Source organism: Streptomyces griseoviridis, assembly GCF_005222485.1.
GTDB lineage: Bacteria > Actinomycetota > Actinomycetes > Streptomycetales > Streptomycetaceae > Streptomyces > Streptomyces hintoniae.
On the sequence record NZ_CP029078.1, the window covers coordinates 6520132 to 6540737 of the forward strand.

Consider the following 20606-nt stretch of genomic DNA (forward strand, 5'->3'; position numbering starts at 1 on the left):
CCGGCAGGCGCCGCACCCCCACTGTCGGAGGCGAGCCGTACGCTGGGGCCCATGCAGACCGCGTCGGACCGGCACGAGTACCCCGCTCACTGGGAGGCCGACGTGGTGCTGCGCGACGGCGGTACCGCGCGCGTCAGACCGATCACCGTCGACGACGCCGATCGCCTGGTCAGCTTCTACGAGCAGGTCTCGGACGAGTCGAAGTACTACCGCTTCTTCGCGCCCTACCCTCGCCTGTCCGCCAAGGACGTCCACCGCTTCACGCACCACGACTTCGTGGACCGGGTGGGACTCGCGGCCACGGTCGGCGGCGAGTTCATCGCCACCGTACGCTACGACCGCATCGACGCCGACGGCATGGCCGCCACCGCGCCCTCGGACGAGGCCGAGGTCGCCTTCCTCGTCCAGGACGCCCACCAGGGGCGCGGCGTCGCCTCCGCCCTCCTGGAGCACATCGCCGCCGTCGCCCGCGAGCGCGGCATCCGCCGCTTCGCCGCCGAGGTGCTGCCCGCCAACACCAAGATGATCAAGGTGTTCACGGACGCCGGCTACACCCAGAAGCGCAGCTTCGAGGACGGCGTCGTCCGCCTGGAGTTCGACCTCGAACCCACCGACCGCTCGCTCGACGTCCAGCGCGCCAGGGAACAGCGCGCCGAGGGCCGCTCCGTACGACGGCTGCTGAAGCCCGGCTCGGTCGCCGTCATCGGCGTGGGCCGCACCCCCGGGGGAGTGGGCCGCGCCCTCCTCGACAACATCAGGGAAGCCGGCTACACCGGCCGGCTGCACGCCGTGAACAGCGGCTTCCCCGCAGACCTGACGGACCTCGACGGCGTCCCCGCGCACCGCTCCGTGCGCGACATCGAGGACCCCGTGGACCTCGCCGTCGTCGCCGTCCCCGCCGACCGGGTCCCCGACGTCGTCACCGAGTGCGGCGAGCACGGCGTGCAGGGCGTGGTCGTCGTCTCCGCCGGATACGCCGAGAGCGGCTCCGAAGGGCGCGAGCGCCAGCGCGCCCTGGTCCGCCGCGCCCGCACCTACGGCATGCGCATCGTCGGACCCAACGCCTTCGGCCTCATCAACACCGCCGCCGACGTACGCCTCAACGCCTCGCTCGCCCCCGAGATGCCCCGCCCGGGACGGATCGGCCTGTTCGCCCAGTCGGGCGCCATCGGCATCGCCCTCCTCTCCCGGCTGCACCGGCGCGGCGGCGGCGTCACCGGCGACACCGGCGTCTCCACCTTCGTCTCCGCAGGCAACCGCGCGGACGTCTCGGGCAACGACGTCCTCCAGTACTGGTACGACGACCCCGACACCGACGTCGTCCTCATGTACCTGGAGTCCATCGGCAACGCCCGCAAGTTCACCCGCCTCGCCCGCCGCACCGCCGCCGCCAAACCCCTCGTCGTCGTGCAGAGCGCGGGCTCCGCGCCCCAGGGCCACGCCGTGCGCGCCACCCGGCTCCCGCCCGCCACCGTCACCGAACTCCTCCGCCAGGCCGGCGTGATCCGGGTCGACACCATCACCGAACTCGTCGACACCGGCCTGCTGCTCGCCCGCCAGCCCCTGCCGCCCGGCCCCCGGGTCGCCATCCTCGGCAACTCCGAGTCCCTCGGACTGCTCACCTACGACGCCTGCCTCTCCGAGGGGCTGCGCCCCGCCCGCCCCCTCGACCTGACCACCGCCGCGAGCGCCGCCGACTTCCACGCCGCCCTGCTGCGCGCCCTCGACGACGACTCCTGCGACGCCGTGATCGTCACCGCGATCCCGGCGATCGGCGAGGTCCCGGTCGCCGACGCCGAACTGGCCGAGGCCCTGCGGTCCGCCGCCGCGCGGGTCCCCGGCAAGCCCGTCCTCGTCGTCCACGTCGAACTCGGCGGCCTCGCCGAGGCGCTCTCCGCCGCCGCCAGCACCGCCCCCGCGCCCGACCCGAGGGCCCCGGGCGCCCGCAGGCTGCGCCCCTCCCAGCAGCTCCCGCCGCCCGCCCCCGCCCCGCAGCCGCCCGCCGAGACCGTCCCCCGCCTCATCCCCGCCTTCCCGGCCGCCGAACGCGCCGTCCGCGCCCTCGCCGAAGCCGTGAAGTACGCCCAGTGGCGGCGCGACACCGCCGAGCCCGGCAAGGTCCCCGAGCACGACGACATCGACGAGAAGGGCGCCGCCCGCCTGATCGACCGGCTGCTCGCCCGCGGCCAGGGCCTCACCCTCGGCACCGAGGAGACCCGCGAACTGCTCGGCCGCTACGGCATCGCCGTCCGCTCCGCCACCCCCGCCTTCACCCCGGACGACGCCGCCAGGGCCGCCGCCGCCCTCGGCTACCCCGTCGCCCTCAAGGCCACCGCACCCCATCTGCGCCACCGCGCCGACCTGGGCGGCGTCCGGCTCGACCTCACCGACGAGGAGCAACTGCGCCGGGCCTACGCCGAGTTGTGCGGGCTGTTCGGGAAGCCTGAGGAGCTGCGGCCGGTCGTGCAGGCGATGGCGCCCCGCGGCGTGGACACCGTGGTGCGGGCCGTCATCGACCCGGCCGCGGGCGCCGTCCTCTCCTTCGGCCTCTCCGGAGCCGCCTCCCAGCTCCTCGGCGACACCGCCCACCGCCTGGTCCCGGTGACCGACCGGGAGGCCGCCTCCCTGATCCGCTCGATCCGCACGGCCCCGCTGCTGTTCGGCTGGCGCGGCTCGACGCCCGTCGACACACCCGCCCTGGAGGAACTGCTCCTGCGGGTCTCCCGGCTCGTCCACGACCACCCCGAGATCGTCGCCGTCACCCTGGAACCCGTGGTCGTCGCCCCGCACGCGCTCACCGTGCTGGGCGCCTCGGTCCGGCTCGCACCGCCGCCTGCCCGCGACGACCTCGGACCCCGCACCCTGCCGGCCTACTGACCCGCGCCCGCCCCGAACACCCGCCCATGACCGCCGTGTTCGAGCCCGCGGCGGCCGACCGCACCCGACGCACCGCACCCGCCCGGTCACTCCCAGGCATCCCCCGCCCCTGACTTGGCAGGGCCGCCCCCACCCACGGATTAGGATGGACACCATGGCCAAGACCAGTACGACGACCCAGGGGCTGCGTGCGGCGATCGAGCGCAGTGGCTACTACCCGGCCCTCGTGGCCGAGGCGGTGGAGGCCGCCGTGGGCGGCGAGCCCATCCGGTCGTACCTGGTCCACCAGGAGACGACGTTCGACCAGAACGAGGTGCGCAGGCACGTCACGGTGCTGGTCCTCACCGGCAACCGCTTCATCGTCAGCCACACCGACGAACAGGCCGCCGACAGCACCTCACCGACCCCGTACGCCACCACCTCCACCGAGTCCGTGACGATCGGCCGGATCTCGTCCGTCGTCCTCAGCCGGGTGGTCGCCAACCCCGAGCAGTACGTGCCGGGCACCCTGCCGCGCGAGGTGGTCCTCACCATCGGCTGGGGCGCCGTCTCCCGCATCGACCTCGAACCGGCCGCCTGCGGCGACCCCAACTGCGAGGCGGACCACGGCTACACCGGCAGTTCCACGGCCGACGACCTCAGCCTGCGCGTCAGCGAGGCGGGCGACGGCCCCGACACCGTCCGCGAGGCCCTCACCTTCGCCCAGTCGCTCTCCGAGGCGACCGCGGACGTCACCCGCTGATGGCCCAGCCCGCCTGGGACGACGACCCGCAGCCCCTCGCCCCCGACTCCGCCCCGCTGCCCCAGTACGGCAGCGGCTCCCTCGCCGACCTGCTCCCCACCCTCGCCACCGGCATGGGCGTCCCCGGCCTGCCCGCCGGCATCCGCGAGCTGACCCCCGTCGACCGCGCCTGCGTCTTCCTGATCGACGGGCTCGGCTGGGAGCAGCTGACGGCGCACCCCGACGAGGCGCCGTTCATGACGTCGCTCCTCGCCGGCTCCCGCGGCGGCACCGGCACCCCGCTCACCGCCGGCTTCCCGGCGACCACCGCGACCTCGCTCGCCTCCGTCGGCACCGGACTGCCGCCCGGCGCGCACGGACTGCCCGGCTACACCGTCCGCGACCCGGCCACCGGCGCCCTGATGAACCAGCTCCGCTGGCAGCCGTGGACGGCGCCCGAGGTCTGGCAGCCCTACCCCACCGTCTTCCGGCTCGCCGAGGACGCGGGCGTGCACGCCGCCCAGGTGTCGTCGCCGACCTTCCAGAACACCCCGCTCACCAAGGTCGCGCTCAGCGGCGGCATCTTCCGCGGCAGGCTCACCGGCGAGGAGCGCATGGACCTCGCCGCCGAGGAACTGGCCGCGGGCGACCGCTCCCTCGTCTACACGTACTACGCCGAACTGGACGGCGCGGGACACCGCTTCGGCGTCGCCTCCGACACCTGGCGCGGCCAGCTCATGTACGTCGACCGGCTGGTCCAGCGGCTCGCCGAGCAACTGCCGCCGCGCAGCGCCCTGTACGTCACCGCCGACCACGGCATGATCGACGTCCCGTTCGACGAGGACCACCGCATCGACTTCGACGCCGACTGGGAACTGCGCGCGGGCGTCGCCCTGCTGGGCGGCGAGGGCAGGGCCCGGCACGTCTACGCGGTGCCCGGTGCCCAGGGCGACGTCCTCGCCTGCTGGCGCGAGGTGCTCGGCGAGCAGTTCTGGGTGGCGTCGAGGGACGAGGCGATCGACGCGGGCTGGTTCGGCCCGCGCGTCGACGAGCGGGTCCGCGGACGGCTCGGCGACGTCGTCGCGGCGGCCAGGGACGACGTGCTGATCATCGCCTCCGAGCGGGAGCCGAAGGAGTCCGCGATGGTCGGCAACCACGGTTCGATGACCCCCGCCGAGCAGTTCGTGCCGCTGCTCGAAGTACGCTCCTGACCCCTCCCTCACCCCTGCCGAAAGGTGCTCACCCCGCCATGCCCGAGCTGGTGTTCTTCTCCGGAACGATGGACTGCGGGAAGTCGACGCTGGCCCTCCAGATAGAGCACAACCGCTCCGCGCGCGGCCTGGTCGGCATGATCCTCACCCGCGACGACCGGGCGGGGGAGGGCAAACTCTCCTCCCGCCTCGGCCTGGTCACCGACGCCGTGGAGGTCAGGGACGACCAGGACCTGTACGTCCATCTCGTCGACCACCTCTCGCAGGGCGGCCGGGCCGACTACGTGATCGCCGACGAGGCGCAGTTCCTCGCCCCGGGACAGGTCGACCAGCTCGCCCGGGTCGTCGACGAGCTGGGCCTCGACGTGTACGCCTTCGGCATCACCACCGACTTCCGCACCAAGCTGTTCCCCGGCTCCCAGCGCCTGGTGGAGCTGGCCGACCGGGTCGAGGTGCTCCAGGTGGAGGCGCTGTGCTGGTGCGGCGCCCGCGCCACCCACAACGCCCGCACGATAGGCGGCCGGATGGTCGTCGAGGGCGCCCAGGTGGTGGTCGGGGACGTCAACCAGCCCGAGGACGTCGGCTACGAGGTGCTGTGCCGCAGGCACCACCGCCGCCGGATGACCGCCGCCGCCTCCCGGGCCGCCGCACTCTCCCCCGACGTCCTGCCCGTCTCGTCCGGCTGATCCGCGCGACCCCGCGTCAGCGCGGGCTCTCCATCAGCGAGAACCGCGCCCCGTCCGGATCGGCGACCAGGGCCACCCGCCCGTGCGCGGAGTCGGCGGCCGGGGTGAGCACCCGCCCGCCCAGCTCCCGCACCCGCGCGACGGACGCGTCCAGGTCCGCCGTCTCGAAGTACGTCATCCAGTGCGGACCGCGCTCCCGGGGCAGCGCGCCGCCCACGCCGTGCAGCCCGGCCACCGGACGCCCCGCCACCTGGAGGGTCACGTAGTCGAGGCCGGCCGGGGCGGCCTCCTCGCGGCTGTAGCCGAAGACCGTCTCGTAGAACTTCACCACGCTCACCGTCTCGAAGGTCACCAGCTCGTTCCAGACCGGGGTGCCCGGCACGCCCGCGAGGTCCGCGCCCAGATGCCGGGCCGCCTGCCAGACGCCGAACACCGCGCCCGCCGGATCGGAGGCGATGGCGAGCCGCCCCGCCTCCGCCGCGTCCAGCGGCCCCACCCCGACCGTGCCACCGCACAGCCGTACCGTCTCCGCCGTCAGATCCACGTCGTCGGAGGCGAGATACGGCGTCCAGGCCACCGGCAGCTGCCGGTCGGGCGGGAGCTGCCCGATGCCGGCCACCTCACGGCCGTCGAGCAGCGCCCGTACGTACGGGCCGAGCTGCTGCGGTCCGGGGCGGAACTCCCAGCCGAACAGCGCCCCGTAGAACTCCTGGGTCGCGGCGATCCCGTGCACCATCAGACTCACCCAGCAGGGCGTGCCGGGCACATGCCCGGCGTGCTGCTCGCCGTTCGGGCCTGACGACCCCCGTGCCTCCGTCATGTCTCTCTCCTCGAACCCCTCGCGGTGGCCGTGTCGCTGCCGCTCTGCGGATCCCCGTGCCGATGCTCGCACTCCCGACCCCACCGCGCCCCCCGGGCACGCCGCTCTCACCACCCCGCGCGCGGTGAACTCCCGGTCCGCGCCCCACCGTACGGTCGCGCGCCCCCGCCGAAAGTGATCGTCTTAGGTACAACAACTGCCCGATTTCGTACACCGTATGACCGGTCCTGTTCGGCGTCGCTGAGTAGCCGGATGACGACGACGCGGCCGTCACCGTGCGCGAGGATGGCGGACATGAACGCCATCCTTTCCGCGACCGAACTCGCGGCTCTGCTCGCGGGTCCGAACCCGCCGGTCCTGCTCGACGTCCGCTGGCAGCTCAGTGGGGCGAAGGCGGCGGGCGAACCACCCTTCGACGGCCGGGCCGCGTACGCCGAGGGACATCTGCCGGGCGCCGTCTACGTCGACCTGGACACGGAACTGGCCTCCGCGCCCGGCGCCGCGGGCCGCCACCCGCTGCCCGACCTCGACGTGTTCGGCGCCGCGATGCGCCGGGCCGGCGTCGCGGTGCGCCGCCCGGTCGTCGTCTACGACGGCGGACAGGGCTGGGCGGCGGCCCGCGCCTGGTGGCTGCTGCGCTGGACCGGCCACCAGGACGTGCGGGTCCTCGACGGCGGGCTGCCCGCCTGGCAGGGGGCGCGCGAGACCTCCACGCCCGCCCCGGCGGAGGGCGACTTCCGGCCGGTTCCGGGCCCCGAAGGGCTCCTGGACGCCGACGCGGCCGCCTCCCTGGCCCGCTCCGGGGTGCTCTTCGACGCGCGCGCGGGGGAGCGGTACCGGGGGGACGTCGAGCCCATCGACCGGGTCGGCGGGCACATCCCCGGCGCGGTGTCGGCGCCGACCGCCGACAACGTGGACCCGGACGGCAGGTTCAGGCCCGCCAGGGAACTCGCCGACCAGTTCAAGGCGCTGGGCGCGACCGACGGCACGCCGGTCGGCGTGTACTGCGGCTCCGGGGTCTCGGGCGCCCACGAGGTGCTCGCCCTGGCGGTCGCGGGCATCCCGGCCGCCCTCTACGTCGGTTCCTGGTCGGAGTGGTCGGCCGACCCGGACCGCCCGGTCGCGACGGGCCCCGACCCGCAGTGAGGAGCAGGCCGTCCCCGTGACCGGCGAACCGGCCCGGGGCGGGTCCCCGGGCTGACGCCGTGCGAGGGCGGCCCCGACGGCCGGTTGCCGGCGGAGCGGAGGGGGAGCGGGTGCTCCGTTGCCGGGCCGTCCTGCTCGTGTGGCGAGCGTGCGGGAGGGGCCCGCGCCACGGATGGCGCGGGCCCCTCCCGGCTGCGACGCGGGGTGTTACTCCTGCTTCTTGCGGCGGGTGCCGAAGACGATCTCGTCCCAGCTCGGGACCGCGGCGCGGCGGCCCGGCCGGACGCCGTCCGCCTCGGCCTGCCGGTCGGTCGAGCCGATCAGCCGGTCGCGGTGGCCGCCGACCGACCGGGGCATCAGGACGTCCGCGTACGCGGAGCCCGCCGACGCGGCGGGCGCCTGGGGCTCCTCCTCGCCGGGCTCGTCCTCAAGTTCCTCGCCCGGCGGGTCGGTCGGGCGCTCGGGCACCACGAGGTCGCCGCGGAAGCTGGGCACCGCTTCCAACAGGCTGGTCAGGGAGTCCCGTTCACTCACGCCCTCCTCGGACGCGTCCGACGGCGCCGGCGGCAGACCCGGCCGGTCGAGGGGCCGGTCACGCGGCAGCCGGGCGATGCGCGGCACGAACGGGAAGCTGGGCTCCGGCGCGGCGAGGTCGTCGGACTCGCCGATCAGCGAGCGCGCCTCCTCGTCCACGGCCTGCACGAGCCGTCGCGGCGGGTCGTACGTCCAGCTCGCGGTGTGGTGTTCGCCCGCGACCTGGTAGGCCAGCATGACCTCCCAGGTGCCGTCGTCACGGCGCCACGAGTCCCACACGGCGGTGTCCTTGTCGGCGCCGCGCAGCACCAGCCGCTCCTGGACGGCCTCGCCGAGCTGGGGTCCCGCGGCGTTCTCGCCGGGACGGCGGACGGGGGTCTTGCGGGCGCGTTCGGCCATGAAGGCCCGCTCCGCGAGCACCGGGCCCTCGAAACGGCGCACCCGGTCGACGGGGATGCCGGCGTGCTGGGCGACCTCTTCCGCGGTGGCTCCCGCACGTATACGCGCCTGGATGTCACGGGGGCGGAGGTGGCTCTCCACCTCGATCTCGATCTGGCCGAGGCGTGGCCGGTCACCACGGACGGCCGCGCGCAGCCGCTCGTCGATGGGGAGGGTGTACTCCGTTGAATCGGCAGCCTTGAGCACCAGCCGTGTGCCGTCATTGGAGACGGCCACGACACGCAGTTCGGGCATGGGGACCTCCCGGGTGGTGCCTGCCGACGTCACGTGCGTCGCTGCTTCCGCTAGTCGAGTGTGGCCTGCCCGGGTGCAGCCTGCCACAACCTTGCCGAGTTGCCCGGCGTGTCGGGCGTGGGCCCGGGAACGCCGTTATGGCACGGTTACCTATTCGCAACGCTAAGTGACTAACTCCGTCACCCTGTGCAACAAGCCTCCTCCCGGCGGTCCGTCAAGGCCCCGTACGCCCTGGCGGGAGGCTTGACCCAGGGCTCGCAACAGTACTCCATTCGGACCACGTGCGTGGATTGGCGCGCCCTCAACTTCTGGTGAGGGCGGGGACTTGGGCGCCCGCCGCCGGGGTTCGGGGATCTTGAACGTGGCGTACTTCACGCAATCACCAGAAACGGAACTATTGGTTTCGTCCGTACGTCCCTTTCTCGTGCAGTTGGTTGACGAGGTACGTGAAAGGTAGGCAAGGTCCCGGAATGCGTGAAAGGCCCGATACGAGCGAGGAGTCGGAGCAGGGGACCGGAAGGAAACTGGACTTGAGCCTGCCCCAGGTGGCGGGCAGCGCCGTCGCCGCGGTGATCGCGGCCAAGCTCGCCTCGTCCTTCGGGGTCTACGGCACGATCCTCGGCGCCGGCGTCGTCAGCGTGATCGCCACCTGCGGCGGCAGCGTCTTCCAGCACTTCTTCCGGCACACCGGCCGGCAGATCAGAGAGGTCGGCGTCCCGGCCCGCGCCCCGCACCAGCCGTCGCCCGCGCCGGGCGAGTTCACCGAGGGCACCGTCTACCGCGCCCGGGTCAGGAGCTGGCGGCGCCCGGTGGTCGCGGCCGCCGTCGTCTTCGGCGTGACGATGGCCGGGATCACCACCTACGAGCTGGTGTCGGGCAGCAGCTTCAGCGGCCGGGGCGGGACGACGGTCAGTGACGCCGTCACCGGCAGGACCTCGTCCTCGGACCCGACGCCCGAGCCCTCGAACCCCTCGTCGGAGCCCGGCTCGGGCGACGGCGGCGCCGAAGGACCGGCCTCCGGATCGCCGACCCCGTCCTCCGACGCTGGCCAGGGCGGTTCCGACGGCTCCCCGACCCCCGGCGGGGACGGCGGCACGCCCGGCAGCTCCACCCCGGCCCCCACCCCGAGCGCCTCCGGCGACGGCACGGTCCTCACCCCCGCGCCCAGCGCGTCGGCTACGGCCCCAGAACCCTCCGCAGGTAGTCGTTCCGGAACAGCCGATCAGGGTCGAGCCGGTCCCGCAACGCCGTGAACTCCCCGAAGCGCGGATAGACCTCGGCGAAGTACTCCGCGTCCCTGGTGTGCACCTTGCCCCAGTGCGGACGGCCCTCGTGCGCGGTGAAGACGCGCTCGGCGGCGGTGAAGTAGGCGTGGTAGGGCGTGCCGCGGAACATGTGGACGGCGATGTACGCGCTCTCCCGACCCGAGGCGGTGGAGAGCGTGATGTCGTCGGCGGGCGCGGTCCGCACCTCGACCGGGAAGCTGATCCGCAGCCCGGACCGCTCGATCACGGTGCGCAGTTCGCGCAGCACCTCGGTGACGGCCGCGCGCGGGACGCAGTACTCCATCTCCACGAAGCGCACCCGGCGCGGTGAGGTGAACACCTTGTAGGGGATGTCCGTGTAGGTGCGCGCGGACAGCGCCCGGCTGGAGACCCGGGCGATGGTCGGCACGGAGGCGGGCGCGGCGCGGCCGACCCACTGGGCGACCTGGAAGACGCCGTTGGAGAGCAGTTCGTCGTCGATCCAGCCCCTGACCGGGCTCACCGGCCGCTCGGGACCCGCGCTGCGGTTGTTGCGCTTGGTGTTGGTGGAGCCGGTGTGCGGGAACCAGTAGAACTCGAAGTGCTCGTTCTCCGCCCACAGCGCGTCGAACTCGGCGAGGACCCGGTCGAACGGCATCGGCTCCTCGCGCGCGGTGAGCAGGAAGACCGGCTCGACGGCGAACGTGATGGCCGTGACGACGCCCAGCGCGCCCAGGCCGATCCGGGCGGCGGCGAAGACGTCCGGGTTCTCCTCGGCGGAGCAGCGCAGCACCCCGCCGTCGGCGGTGACGAGTTCGAGTCCCCTGATCTGCGCGGCGATCGAGGCCGACTCGCGGCCGGTGCCGTGGGTGCCGGTGCTGGTGGCGCCCGAGACGGTCTGCTCCATGATGTCGCCCATGTTGGTGAGCGACAGGCCCTCGCGCGCCAGGGCCAGGTTGAGTCTCTTGAGCGGAGTACCCGCCTCGACCGTGACGGTCATGTTGTCGCGATCAATGTCGCGTATCCCGGTCAACAGTTGAGGGCGTATCAATACACCGTCGGTGGCCGCTATGGACGTGAACGAGTGCCCGCTGCCCACCGCCTTCACCGTGAGGCCGTCCTCGGCCGCCCCGCGCACGGCCGCCGCCAGCTCCTCGACGGAGGCCGGGGTCACCTCCCGCGCCGGCCGCGCGGCGACGGTACCGCCCCAGTTACGCCACGTTCCGTTCCTGCCGCTCGCTGTGCTGCCCAACGGTGCCTCCCCGACCCGGAGCCGGCTTGTTGAGCCGGCGGTACCCGAGGAAACCGACCGCGACCGCGACGGCCCCGGACACCGCCGGAACCCCGTACCCGGCCCGCGCCCCGGCCGCGTCGATGACCCAGCCGGCCACGGAGGAACCGACCGCGACCCCGACCGCGAGGCCGGTGCTCACCCAGGTCATGCCCTCGGTCAACTGCGCGCGTGGTACGTGCTCTTCGATGAGGGACATCGTCGTGATCATCGTGGGAGCGACGGACAGGCCCGCGACGAAGAGCGCCACGGCCAGAAACGGCAGGTTCCCGACCAGTAGGAGGGGGATCATACTCACGGCCGTCGCACAGATGCCCAGGAGCCAGCGGCGCCCCGGCGCCCCCGTGAAGCGCAGCAGCCCGAAGACCACCCCGGCCAGACACGAACCCGCCGCGTACAGGGCCAGCACGACGCTCGCCGCGCTCTTGTGGCCGCGCTCGTCGGCGAAGGCCACGGTGACCACGTCCACCGCCCCGAAGATCGTGCCGGTCGCCACGAAGGTGGCCACCAGCACCTGGAGCCCCCGGGAGCGCATCGCGCTGCCGCCGCCCCGATCTTCGCGCGGATGCGGCACGGGCTCGGTGGCCCGCTGCGACGTCAGCCAGAAGACGCCGACCGCGAGGAAGCAGGCGGCGAGCAGCGGACCCGCCTCCGGGAACCACGCGGTCGACAGGCCGATGGAGATGATCGGCCCGAAGATGAAGCACACCTCGTCGATCACGGACTCGAAGGAGTACGCGGTGTGCAGTTGGGGCGTGCCCCGGTACAGCGCGGCCCACCGCGCCCGGACCATCGCGCCGAGGCTCGGCACCGCGCCGATCCCGGCCGCGCACACGAACAGCACCCAGTCGGGGCTCCCGAAGTGCGCCGCGCACAGCAGCCCCGCTGCCGCGACGAGCGCCACCAGGGTCGCCGGGCGCAGCACCCGGGCCTGCCCGTGCCGGTCCACCAGCCGGGAGATCTGCGGCCCGAGGGCGGCGGCGGAGAGCGCGATGGTCGCCGAGAGGCCGCCCGCCAGCCCGTACCGCCCGGTGACCTGGGAGATCATCGTGACGACGCCGATGCCCATCATCGACAGGGGCATCCGGCCGAGAAGCCCCGCGGCGGAGAACCCCTTGGAGCCTGGGGCGGCGAACAGGGCGCGGTAGGGGCTGGGCACGGGGTCTCCGAAGGGGTACGGGCACGCGCGCGTACGGCGGCTCCGGCGCGGCGTGGACGAGACAGCTCAGTAAGGTGCCAAAGCGGCTGATACAGCTTACGAGTGAGGTCACCCTAATGCACCCGGTCATTCGGGCCGATCCCCGACCCACCCCCCCGCCGTTTCCGGGCTGTCAGAGCCGGGTGGCAGGATCGAGGCATGCCAGAAGCGCGCGATGCCACCCCCTACGACGCCCTGCTCCTGCTCTCCTTCGGCGGCCCCGAAGGCCCGGACGACGTGGTCCCGTTCCTGGAGAACGTGACACGCGGGCGAGGCATCCCCACGGAACGCCTGAAGGAAGTCGGCAGCCACTACTTCCTGTTCGGCGGAGTCAGCCCGATCAACGCCCAGAACCGCGCCCTGCTCCAGGCCCTCCGCGAGGACTTCGCGGACCACGGTCTCGACCTGCCGGTCTACTGGGGCAACCGCAACTGGGCGCCCTACCTGACCGACACCCTGCGCGAGATGACCGCCGACGGCCGCCGCCGCGTCCTGGTCCTCACCACCAGCGCCTACGCCTCCTACTCGGGCTGCCGCCAGTACCGCGAGAACCTCGCCGAGTCGCTGGCCGCCCTCGAGGCCGAGGGCCTGGTCCCGCCGAGGATCGACAAGCTGCGGCACTACTTCAACCACGAGGGCTTCGTCGAGCCCATGACCGAAGGCGTCCTCGCCTCCCTGGCCGACCTCCCCGACGAGGTCAGGGACGGCGCCCACATCGCGTTCACGACCCACTCCATCCCCACCGCCGCGGCCGACACCTCGGGCCCCGCCGAGGACCACGGGGACGGCGGCGCCTACGTCCGCCAGCACCTGGAGGTGGCCCGGCTGATCGCCGACGCGGTGACCGCCCGCACCGGCGTCGAACACCCCTGGCAGCTCGTCTACCAGTCCCGCTCGGGCGCCCCGCACATCCCCTGGCTCGAGCCCGACATCTGCGACCACCTGGAGGAGCGCCGGGCGGCCGGCGTCCCGGCCGTCGTCATGGCCCCCATCGGCTTCGTCTCCGACCACATGGAGGTCCTCTACGACCTCGACACGGAGGCCACCGCCAGAGCCGCCGAACTGGGCCTGCCGGTACGGCGCTCCGCCACCGTCGGCGCCGACCCGCGCTTCGCCGCCGCCGTCCGCGACCTCGTCGTGGAGCGCGCGGCCGTGGAACGCGGCCTGACGGTCACCCCGTGCGCCCTCGGCGCCCTCGGGCCGAGCCACAACGTCTGCCCGGCCGGCTGCTGCCCGGCCAGGAACCCACGCCCCGCGGCCGCGGGCGCCGACAGCCCGTACGCGTGAGGAGCCCCGTGACCGACCCCCTGCACTCGGACCTGCTCGCCCTCGCCCAGGAGGCCGCCCGGCGCGCGGGCACCCTGCTGCGCGACGGCCGCCCGGCCGACCTGGCCGTGGCGAAGACCAAGTCGAGCCCCATCGACGTCGTCACCGAGATGGACATCGCGGCGGAGAAGCTGATCACCGACCTGATCGCAGGAGACCGCCCCGACGACGGCTTCCTCGGCGAGGAGGGCGCGTCGAGCGAGGGCACCAGCGGCATCCGCTGGGTCGTCGACCCCCTCGACGGCACCGTCAACTACCTCTACGGGCTGCCCACCTGGTCGGTCTCCATCGCCGCCGAACAGGACGGCGAACGGGTCGTCGCAGTGGTGGCGGCCCCGATGCGCGGCGAGACGTACCACGCGGTGCGCGGCGCGGGCGCCTGGGCCACCGGCGCGTGGGAGGGCGAACGGCGCCTCGCCTGCCGCCCGGCACCGCCCCTGGACCAGGCCCTGGTCTCCACGGGCTTCAACTACGTCACCGAGGTCCGCACCCACCAGGCCGAGGTGGCCCACCGCCTCATCCCGCTGCTGCGCGACATCCGCCGGGGCGGCTCGGCCGCCGTCGACCTCTGCGACGTGGCCGCCGGACGCCTGGACGGCTACTACGAACGCGGCCTGCACCCCTGGGACCTCGCGGCGGGCGACCTGATCGCCAGGGAAGCGGGCGCCAGGACCGGCGGCCGCCCCGGAGAACGCCCGGGACACGATCTGACGATCGCCGCCACCCCCGGCGTCTTCGAACCCCTCCAGCAGCACCTGGAAGCCCTCGGCGCCTGGCACGACTGAGACGTCTGATCCCCGGGACGGGCGCCTGCTCCCCGGGACAGACCCCTGACCCCGGGGCAAACGGAAGGGCCTCCGGTGCTGGATTCACCGGAGGCCCTCCGCCCTGCGACAAGCTCAACGCGCCCGCGAGCGACGATCCCCGCGGTTCCTGCCGGTCAGACGCTAGGCGCTGACCTCCACACCGTGTTCGGCGGCCAGGCGGCGCAGGTCGTCGAGCTCACCCTGCTCCACCTCGACGAGGAAGTCGTCGCCCTCGTCACGAGCCCGCGTCAGATCGGTCTCGGTCGCCCTTATGCGCTGCAGAAGTCCTGCGGTGAATGCGTCCATGCTGCGCCCCCTCGTCCTGGGTCGTGGGTCTGTGGCACGGGGGTGTGCCGTTAGGAAGGGGCGATCACGTCTCCACAGGTGCCCGGCGCAGCCGCGCCGGGCGGCGACGGTGCCGGACACCCGCGCCCACTCTGCGGAAAGCGGATTGCGCCGTGCCGCATGGTGTTGCGGCACTAGCAGAGCGTGATCGCGGGGTATGAACGGTCCTCCCCGCCGTCCCTTCCACGGAAACCTCAACCCGACGAGAAAATCTCGCATTCCCGGGCCTCACACCCGTTCTTCATGCTCCGTACCCCGCCTTACCGCCGACTTATGGCCGAAAAGGGCAGGATGGAGCCCGACACCCGGGAAGACCCCTGCCAGCGGGCGCCGACCGGCGCTACGCGGGTGGACATCAGGAAGGACAACGGACGTGCGTGTACTCGTCGTCGAGGACGAGCAGCTGCTCGCCGATGCGGTGGCCACCGGACTGCGCCGGGAGGCCATGGCCGTCGACGTCGTGTACGACGGCGCGGCCGCCCTGGAGCGCATCGGGGTCAACGACTACGACGTGGTCGTCCTCGACCGCGACCTCCCGCTCGTCCACGGCGACGACGTCTGCCGCCGCATCGTCGAACTGGGCATGCCCACCCGCGTGCTGATGCTGACCGCCTCCGGCGACGTCAGCGACCGCGTCGAGGGCCTGGAGATCGGCGCCGACGACTACCTCCCCAAGCCCTTCGCCTTCAGCGAGCTGATCGCCCGGGTGCGCGCCCTCGGCCGGCGCACCAGCGTGCCGCTGCCGCCCGTCCTGGAGCGCGCCGGGATCAAGCTCGACCCCAACCGCCGCGAGGTCTTCCGCGACGGCAAGGAGGTCCAGCTCGCGCCGAAGGAGTTCGCCGTCCTCGAGGTGCTGATGCGCTCCGAGGGCGCCGTGGTCTCCGCGGAGCAGCTCCTGGAGAAGGCCTGGGACGAGAACACCGACCCGTTCACCAACGTCGTGCGGGTGACCGTGATGACGCTGCGCCGCAAGCTGGGCGAGCCGCCCGTCATCGTCACCGTGCCCGGCTCCGGCTACCGGATCTGATCCCCGATGGCAGCAACACCCGCGCTCCCCACCGCGCCGCCCAAGCCCACCTGGGACCCCAAGAAGCCCGAACCGCCCTTCCCGTGGCTGCGCCCGACCATCCGGATACGGCTGACGCTGCTGTACGGCGGCATGTTCCTGATCGCCGGCATCCTGCTGCTGTCGATCATCTACCTGCTGGCCGCGCAGGCGATCAACACCGGCAACCAGCCGCCGTTCAAGATCGTCAGCGGCACCCTGATCAAGGTCACCAGCGACGACTGCCCGGCGATCAACAGCTCCTCGCTGCCGCTGTCCGACTTCAACGACGTGATCGCCCAGTGCGTCGACCAGCAGCGCCAGGTGGCCCTCGACCACCTCCTCAGCCGCTCCCTGCTGGCCCTCCTGGGCCTCGCGGTGATCGCCTTCGCCTTCGGATACGCGATGGCGGGCCGGGTCCTCTCGCCGCTCGGCCGGATCACCCGCACCGCCCGCGCGGTGGCCGGCTCGGACCTCTCCCGCCGGATCGAGCTCGACGGCCCGGACGACGAGCTGAAGGAGCTGGCCGACACCTTCGACGAGATGCTGGAGCGCCTCCAGCGGGCCTTCACCGCGCAGCAGCGCTTCGTCGGCAACGCCTCGCACGAGCTGCGCACCCCGCTCGCGATCAACCGCACGCTCCTGGAGGTGCACCTCTCCGACCCCAACGCGCCGGTGGAGCTGCAACAGCTCGGCAAGACCCTGCTGGCCACCAACGAACGCAGCGAGCAGCTCGTCGAGGGCCTGCTGCTGCTCGCCCGCAGCGACAACCAGATCGTCGAGCGCAAACCGGTCGACATCGCGGAGGTCGCCGAGCAGGCGATCGACCAGGTGCACGCGGAGGCGGCCGCCAAGGGCGTGGTGATCCGCGGGGAGCAGAAACCCGCGGTGGTCCAGGGCAACGGTGTGCTGCTGGAGCGGATCGCGCTGAACCTCGTGCAGAACGCGGTGCGCTACAACGTCCCGCAGGACGGCTGGGTGGAGGTCACCACCGACGTGCAGCACGGTCAGGCGGTCCTGGTCGTCTCCAACACGGGTCCGGTCGTCCCGGCCTACGAGGTCGACAACATCTTCGAGCCGTTCCGGCGGTTGCGCACCGAGCGCACGGGCAGTGACAAGGGGGTCGGGTTGGGCCTGTCCATCGTGCGGTCCGTGGCACGGGCGCACGGAGGGCACATCGCGGCACAGCCGCGTGAGGGAGGTGGGCTCGTGATGCGGGTCACCCTGCCGATCTGAGATCATGGCCGCCGACACACGGGGGATGTTCGCTTTGCGCGGAATTTTCTGGGCACGAGAAAAGCGGTTCCGTGTGTGATCGATCACAAGGGCGATTTTCCGGCCATCTACTCTCAGTGATCTTCCACCCCCCCGGAAAGCCTGGATAATCCGGGTTTTCGTGGGTCTTGTTCACGGGAAGTACACGGTGAGACGCCTTTGAAGTGCGGCATTGGGACCGTGTACGGTCCCGTTCGCCATCCAAGCCGATCACTCTTGAGGAGTCCGGTTGGGTGTCGATTGAGTAACAGACCTTGATGTGAGGCAAAATCTCCGCCTCAGGTCGGGCACAAGTCCGGCCTCTCACGCGTTACGTGCGCTGGAGACACCGCAGACACCCAGAGGGGGAGAGCGACATGGCAACGGATTACGACACCCCACGCAAGACCGACGACGACGTCGACTCGGACAGCCTTGAAGAACTCAAGGCCAGGCGAAACGACAAGTCGACGTCGGCGGTCGACGTCGACGAGTTCGAGGCCGCAGAGGGCCTCGAACTTCCCGGCGCGGACCTCTCGAACGAAGAGTTGGCCGTCCGGGTCCTGCCCAAGCAGCAGGACGAGTTCACCTGCATGAGTTGCTTCCTCGTGCACCACCGCAGCCAGCTGGCCCGAGAGAAGAACGGCCAGCCGATCTGCCGCGACTGCGACTGAGGGCGGGTCGGCCGTGACTGGCTCGACCCCTCCCCGGAAGCGCCGCTTCCCCCTGTCGGGAGCGGACAAGGAGCCGTCCGACGGCTCCCGAGGCGCACGTGACGACAACGGGCGGGGCTCATCCGACGGATCGGCCTCGCTCGAACCGACGGCCGGCGGGGCTGACCTCCCGGCGCCGTCCCACGAGGCACCCGCACCCGTCGCCAGGCGACGGGCGGCGGTGCTGCGTGACAAGGTCCGGGAGGGCGCCCGCAAGGGCGGCAGCCGCGCCAGGGCGGGCCTCGGCTACCTGGCGGACCGGATCATCGACAACGCCCCGCGGATCCCCGTACGCGACCTCGCGACGCTCCGCGGACAGTTCCCCGGACTCGGCCCCGAGGAACTCGCCGACAAACTCGTGACGGGCGCCGCGAGCGCCACCGCCACCGTCGGCGCGGGCATCGGAGCGGCCGCCATGATGCCGGTACCGCCGGCCATGCCCGCCGAACTGGCCGCCGAGATCACCGGCGTCGCCGCGATCGAGCTGAAACTGATCGCCGAGCTGTACGAGGTCTACGGCGTCAGACCGCCGGGCAATCTGAAGCAGCGCAGCACCGCGTATCTGAGCGCCTGGTCGGGGCAGCGCGGTATCCAGGTGACCAGACCGTCGACGGTGAAGTCGGCGATGAACGGTCACATGAAGCAGCAGATGCGCCAGCAGATCATGAAGCGCATGGTGCGCGACCTGCCGAACCTGATGCCGTTCATGGTCGGGGCCGCCGTCGGCGCGCTCATGAACCGCAGGGACACCAGAAAGCTCGCCGCCCGGGTCCGCACCGACCTCCGCGCCGCCCAGGTGCCGTGGGAGGAGCTGCCGGAGCTGCCGCCCCTGGAGACCCCGCCCGACCCGCTGGACGCGGGTCTGCTGCCCCCCAAGGAACTCGGGAGCTGACCCGCCCCGACCGTCCGGCCTCCGCGATGCCGGGTGCCGGCCGCTCCAGGGCCCGCGCAGTGACCGTCGTCCCGGAAAAAGCTCGGGCGCTGATGTGTGTCAGCGCCCGCGTGGTCGGTCCTGCCCGTCGGTCGCCGTCTACCCGGCGGCCTCGCGGCCCGCGCGCAGCGCCTCGGCCAGCTTCTCGGGCTCGCGCGTCGACAGGTACAGGTAGGGCGTCGGGTCCTGGGGGTCGGTGACCTCCACCCGCAGCGCGGTGGGGATGTACGCCCGCAGCAGCAGGAAGGCGCGGGTGTCCGCCTTGTGGGTCCGCCAGGCGCGGGCCTCATCGGCGTCCAGGATCTCGGAGGGGCCCAGCGCCGACAGCGGGATCTTCGCCTCGCCCGCGATCAGCGAGCCGCCCACCACGCGGATCCGCACCGAGCCGTACGCGCTCGCCATCACCGCGGCCACCGCGGTGCCGCCGACCAGGCCGCCGAGCAGCGGAAGCGTGCCGAACGGCAGCATGATCAGGGCCAGGGCGACCCCGACCATGAGGGAGATCAGCCACCAGGACCTGGGGGCCGTGAGGCGTTCTTCGTACGGGGCGGCGGAGAGCTGCATGGAGCCAAGCTTGGCACGGTGTCCTGAACCGGCCGACGCGCGGGTAAGGTCTGCGGCTGTGAGTCGTACATCCGCAGCTCTTGAGCCTCCCGCCGACGCGGTGAAACCCGTGCGGCACCCCGACGCTCCCGCGCCCGGTGAGCTGCTCGGCGCGCACTACGAACACTGTTTCGGATGCGGCGGCGGACAGCCCCACGGGCTGCGCCTCGAGGCACGGGCCGGTGAGGGGGTCACCCTCACCGCGGAGTTCACCGTGCGCCCCGCCCACCAGGGCGCCCCGGGACTCGCGCACGGCGGGGTGCTGGCCACCGCCCTCGACGAGACGCTCGGCTCGCTGAACTGGCTGCTGCGGAAGATCGCCGTCACCGGACGCCTGGAGACCGACTTCGTGCGGCCGGTGCCGGTGGACACCGTGCTGCACCTGACGGCCGAGGTGACGGCCGTGGCCGGACGGAAGATCTACTCGACCGCGACCGGACGGATCGGCGGCCCCGAGGGCCCCGTCGCCGTGCGCGCCGACGCCCTCTTCGTCGAGGTGAAGGTCGAGCACTTCATCGACAACGGCCGCCCGGCGGAGATCAGGGCCGCCATGAACGACCCGGACCAGAGCCGGCGCGCCCGCGCCTTCGAGGTGAACCCGTGAGTCCTGTGCGCCGCGAGCCGCTGTCCGTGCTGATCAGGCGCGTCGACCCGGACGTACCGCTTCCGTCGTACGCGCTCCCCGGTGACGCCGGAGCCGATCTGCGGACCACCGAGGACTGCTCCCTGGCACCCGGTGAGCGCGCCGTCCTGCCCACCGGGGTGTCTGTGGCGCTCCCGGAGGGGTACGCGGCCTTCGTGCACCCTCGTTCGGGGCTCGCCGCCCGGTGCGGCGTCGCCCTGGTGAATGCCCCGGGGACGGTTGATGCCGGGTACCGTGGGGAGATCAAGGTGATCGTGGTGAATCTCGATCCGCGCGAGACGGTGCGGTTCGAGCGCTTCGACCGGATCGCCCAACTGGTGGTCCAGCAGGTCGAAAGGGTCCGCTTCCAGGAGGTCGCGGAGCTTCCCGGCTCGGTACGGGCCGAAGGGGGCTTCGGGTCCACCGGCGGTCACGCCGCGGTGGACCCGACGGGCAGCACAATCGGTGAGGTCGCCGACGGCGGCCCAACGGGTGGGAATCGATACGCTTCGGTCGTATCCGACCGGGAAGGACAGTGAC

At 72.7% G+C, this 20606-nt stretch carries 20 protein-coding genes; 14 read left to right on the top strand and 6 right to left on the bottom strand.

Features of this window, described 5'->3' with window-relative positions; all coding sequences use genetic code 11:
• Positions 1 to 51 precede the first annotated feature (51 nt).
• The 4 genes from DDJ31_RS28250 (at position 52) to DDJ31_RS28265 (ending at position 5495) form a co-directional block, all read left to right on the top strand.
• The gene (locus DDJ31_RS28250; protein ID WP_127177567.1) at positions 52 to 2877 is read left to right on the top strand and encodes a bifunctional acetate--CoA ligase family protein/GNAT family N-acetyltransferase; all 2826 of its coding nucleotides are present in this window, start codon (positions 52 to 54) and stop codon (positions 2875 to 2877) included.
• A gap of 154 nt (positions 2878 to 3031) precedes the next feature.
• Positions 3032 to 3619 (top strand): DUF5998 family protein, encoded by a 588-nt coding sequence (locus DDJ31_RS28255; protein ID WP_127177566.1) that lies wholly within the window; start codon positions 3032 to 3034, stop codon positions 3617 to 3619.
• Positions 3619 to 4809: an alkaline phosphatase family protein gene (locus DDJ31_RS28260; protein WP_127177565.1), complete on the top strand. Its 1191-nt coding sequence runs from the start codon at positions 3619 to 3621 to the stop codon at positions 4807 to 4809. Before DDJ31_RS28255 ends, DDJ31_RS28260 begins: the two co-directional genes overlap by 1 nt.
• Before the next feature lie 38 nt (positions 4810 to 4847).
• Positions 4848 to 5495: a thymidine kinase gene (locus DDJ31_RS28265; RefSeq protein WP_127177564.1), complete on the top strand. Its 648-nt coding sequence runs from the start codon at positions 4848 to 4850 to the stop codon at positions 5493 to 5495.
• A 16-nt stretch (positions 5496 to 5511) separates the two neighbouring features.
• Here the strand turns inward: DDJ31_RS28265 and DDJ31_RS28270 are convergent, their stop codons facing one another.
• On the bottom strand, positions 5512 to 6315 hold the full coding sequence (locus DDJ31_RS28270; protein WP_127177563.1) for a VOC family protein: 804 nt from the start codon (positions 6313 to 6315) through the stop codon (positions 5512 to 5514).
• 294 nt (positions 6316 to 6609) lie between these two features.
• Between DDJ31_RS28270 and DDJ31_RS28275 the strand changes: the two genes are divergently transcribed.
• Positions 6610 to 7461 (top strand): sulfurtransferase, encoded by an 852-nt coding sequence (locus DDJ31_RS28275; protein ID WP_127177562.1) that lies wholly within the window; start codon positions 6610 to 6612, stop codon positions 7459 to 7461.
• A gap of 207 nt (positions 7462 to 7668) precedes the next feature.
• Here DDJ31_RS28275 and sepH read toward each other — a convergent pair whose 3' ends face one another.
• Entirely contained in the window at positions 7669 to 8688 is a 1020-nt protein-coding gene (sepH, locus tag DDJ31_RS28280; RefSeq protein WP_127177561.1) for a septation protein SepH, read from the bottom strand.
• Positions 8689 to 9158: 470 nt separating this feature from the next.
• Between sepH and DDJ31_RS28285 the strand changes: the two genes are divergently transcribed.
• Entirely contained in the window at positions 9159 to 9941 is a 783-nt protein-coding gene (locus DDJ31_RS28285) for a hypothetical protein (RefSeq protein ID WP_127177560.1), read from the top strand.
• On the opposite strand, the gene DDJ31_RS28290 is transcribed toward DDJ31_RS28285, so the two are convergent.
• Together DDJ31_RS28290 and DDJ31_RS28295 are read right to left on the bottom strand one after the other, a co-directional pair.
• Complete coding sequence (locus tag DDJ31_RS28290) at positions 9865 to 11184, bottom strand: D-arabinono-1,4-lactone oxidase (RefSeq protein WP_127177559.1); 1320 nt, start codon at positions 11182 to 11184, stop codon at positions 9865 to 9867. The genes DDJ31_RS28285 and DDJ31_RS28290 overlap by 77 nt on opposite strands.
• Positions 11144 to 12382 (bottom strand): MFS transporter, encoded by a 1239-nt coding sequence (locus DDJ31_RS28295; protein ID WP_171480914.1) that lies wholly within the window; start codon positions 12380 to 12382, stop codon positions 11144 to 11146. The genes DDJ31_RS28290 and DDJ31_RS28295 overlap by 41 nt, the downstream gene beginning before the upstream one ends.
• 198 nt (positions 12383 to 12580) lie before the next feature.
• On the opposite strand from DDJ31_RS28295, the gene DDJ31_RS28300 reads away from it, so the two are divergent.
• Entirely contained in the window at positions 12581 to 13708 is a 1128-nt protein-coding gene (locus DDJ31_RS28300) for a ferrochelatase (RefSeq protein WP_127177557.1), read from the top strand.
• Between the two features lie 8 nt (positions 13709 to 13716).
• Positions 13717 to 14532: an inositol monophosphatase family protein gene (locus DDJ31_RS28305; protein ID WP_127177556.1), complete on the top strand. Its 816-nt coding sequence runs from the start codon at positions 13717 to 13719 to the stop codon at positions 14530 to 14532.
• A gap of 162 nt (positions 14533 to 14694) precedes the next feature.
• Here the strand turns inward: DDJ31_RS28305 and DDJ31_RS28310 are convergent, their stop codons facing one another.
• The gene (locus tag DDJ31_RS28310; RefSeq protein WP_164784887.1) at positions 14695 to 14859 is read right to left on the bottom strand and encodes a hypothetical protein; all 165 of its coding nucleotides are present in this window, start codon (positions 14857 to 14859) and stop codon (positions 14695 to 14697) included.
• 412 nt (positions 14860 to 15271) lie between these two features.
• On the opposite strand from DDJ31_RS28310, the gene DDJ31_RS28315 reads away from it, so the two are divergent.
• From DDJ31_RS28315 to DDJ31_RS28330, 4 genes are all read left to right on the top strand, one after another.
• Positions 15272 to 15925: a response regulator transcription factor gene (locus DDJ31_RS28315; RefSeq protein ID WP_007387794.1), complete on the top strand. Its 654-nt coding sequence runs from the start codon at positions 15272 to 15274 to the stop codon at positions 15923 to 15925.
• 6 nt (positions 15926 to 15931) lie between these two features.
• On the top strand, positions 15932 to 17179 hold the full coding sequence (locus tag DDJ31_RS28320; protein WP_127177555.1) for a sensor histidine kinase: 1248 nt from the start codon (positions 15932 to 15934) through the stop codon (positions 17177 to 17179).
• A 395-nt stretch (positions 17180 to 17574) separates the two neighbouring features.
• Positions 17575 to 17871, top strand: coding sequence for a DUF4193 domain-containing protein (locus DDJ31_RS28325; RefSeq protein WP_005481602.1), 297 nt, complete (start codon positions 17575 to 17577; stop codon positions 17869 to 17871).
• Positions 17872 to 17884: 13 nt separating this feature from the next.
• Positions 17885 to 18802: a hypothetical protein gene (locus DDJ31_RS28330; RefSeq protein WP_127177554.1), complete on the top strand. Its 918-nt coding sequence runs from the start codon at positions 17885 to 17887 to the stop codon at positions 18800 to 18802.
• A gap of 138 nt (positions 18803 to 18940) precedes the next feature.
• On the opposite strand, the gene DDJ31_RS28335 is transcribed toward DDJ31_RS28330, so the two are convergent.
• Positions 18941 to 19405, bottom strand: a complete 465-nt coding sequence (locus DDJ31_RS28335; RefSeq protein ID WP_127177553.1) for a DUF3093 domain-containing protein — start codon at positions 19403 to 19405, stop codon at positions 18941 to 18943.
• 58 nt (positions 19406 to 19463) lie between these two features.
• Here DDJ31_RS28335 and DDJ31_RS28340 point away from each other — a divergent pair, with 58 nt between their 5' ends.
• Both DDJ31_RS28340 and dut read left to right on the top strand, forming a co-directional pair.
• Positions 19464 to 20048 (top strand): PaaI family thioesterase, encoded by a 585-nt coding sequence (locus DDJ31_RS28340; protein WP_127177552.1) that lies wholly within the window; start codon positions 19464 to 19466, stop codon positions 20046 to 20048.
• A gap of 5 nt (positions 20049 to 20053) precedes the next feature.
• Complete coding sequence (gene dut / locus DDJ31_RS28345) at positions 20054 to 20605, top strand: dUTP diphosphatase (RefSeq protein ID WP_127182571.1); 552 nt, start codon at positions 20054 to 20056, stop codon at positions 20603 to 20605.
• The last annotated feature ends 1 nt before the right edge of the window (position 20606 follow it).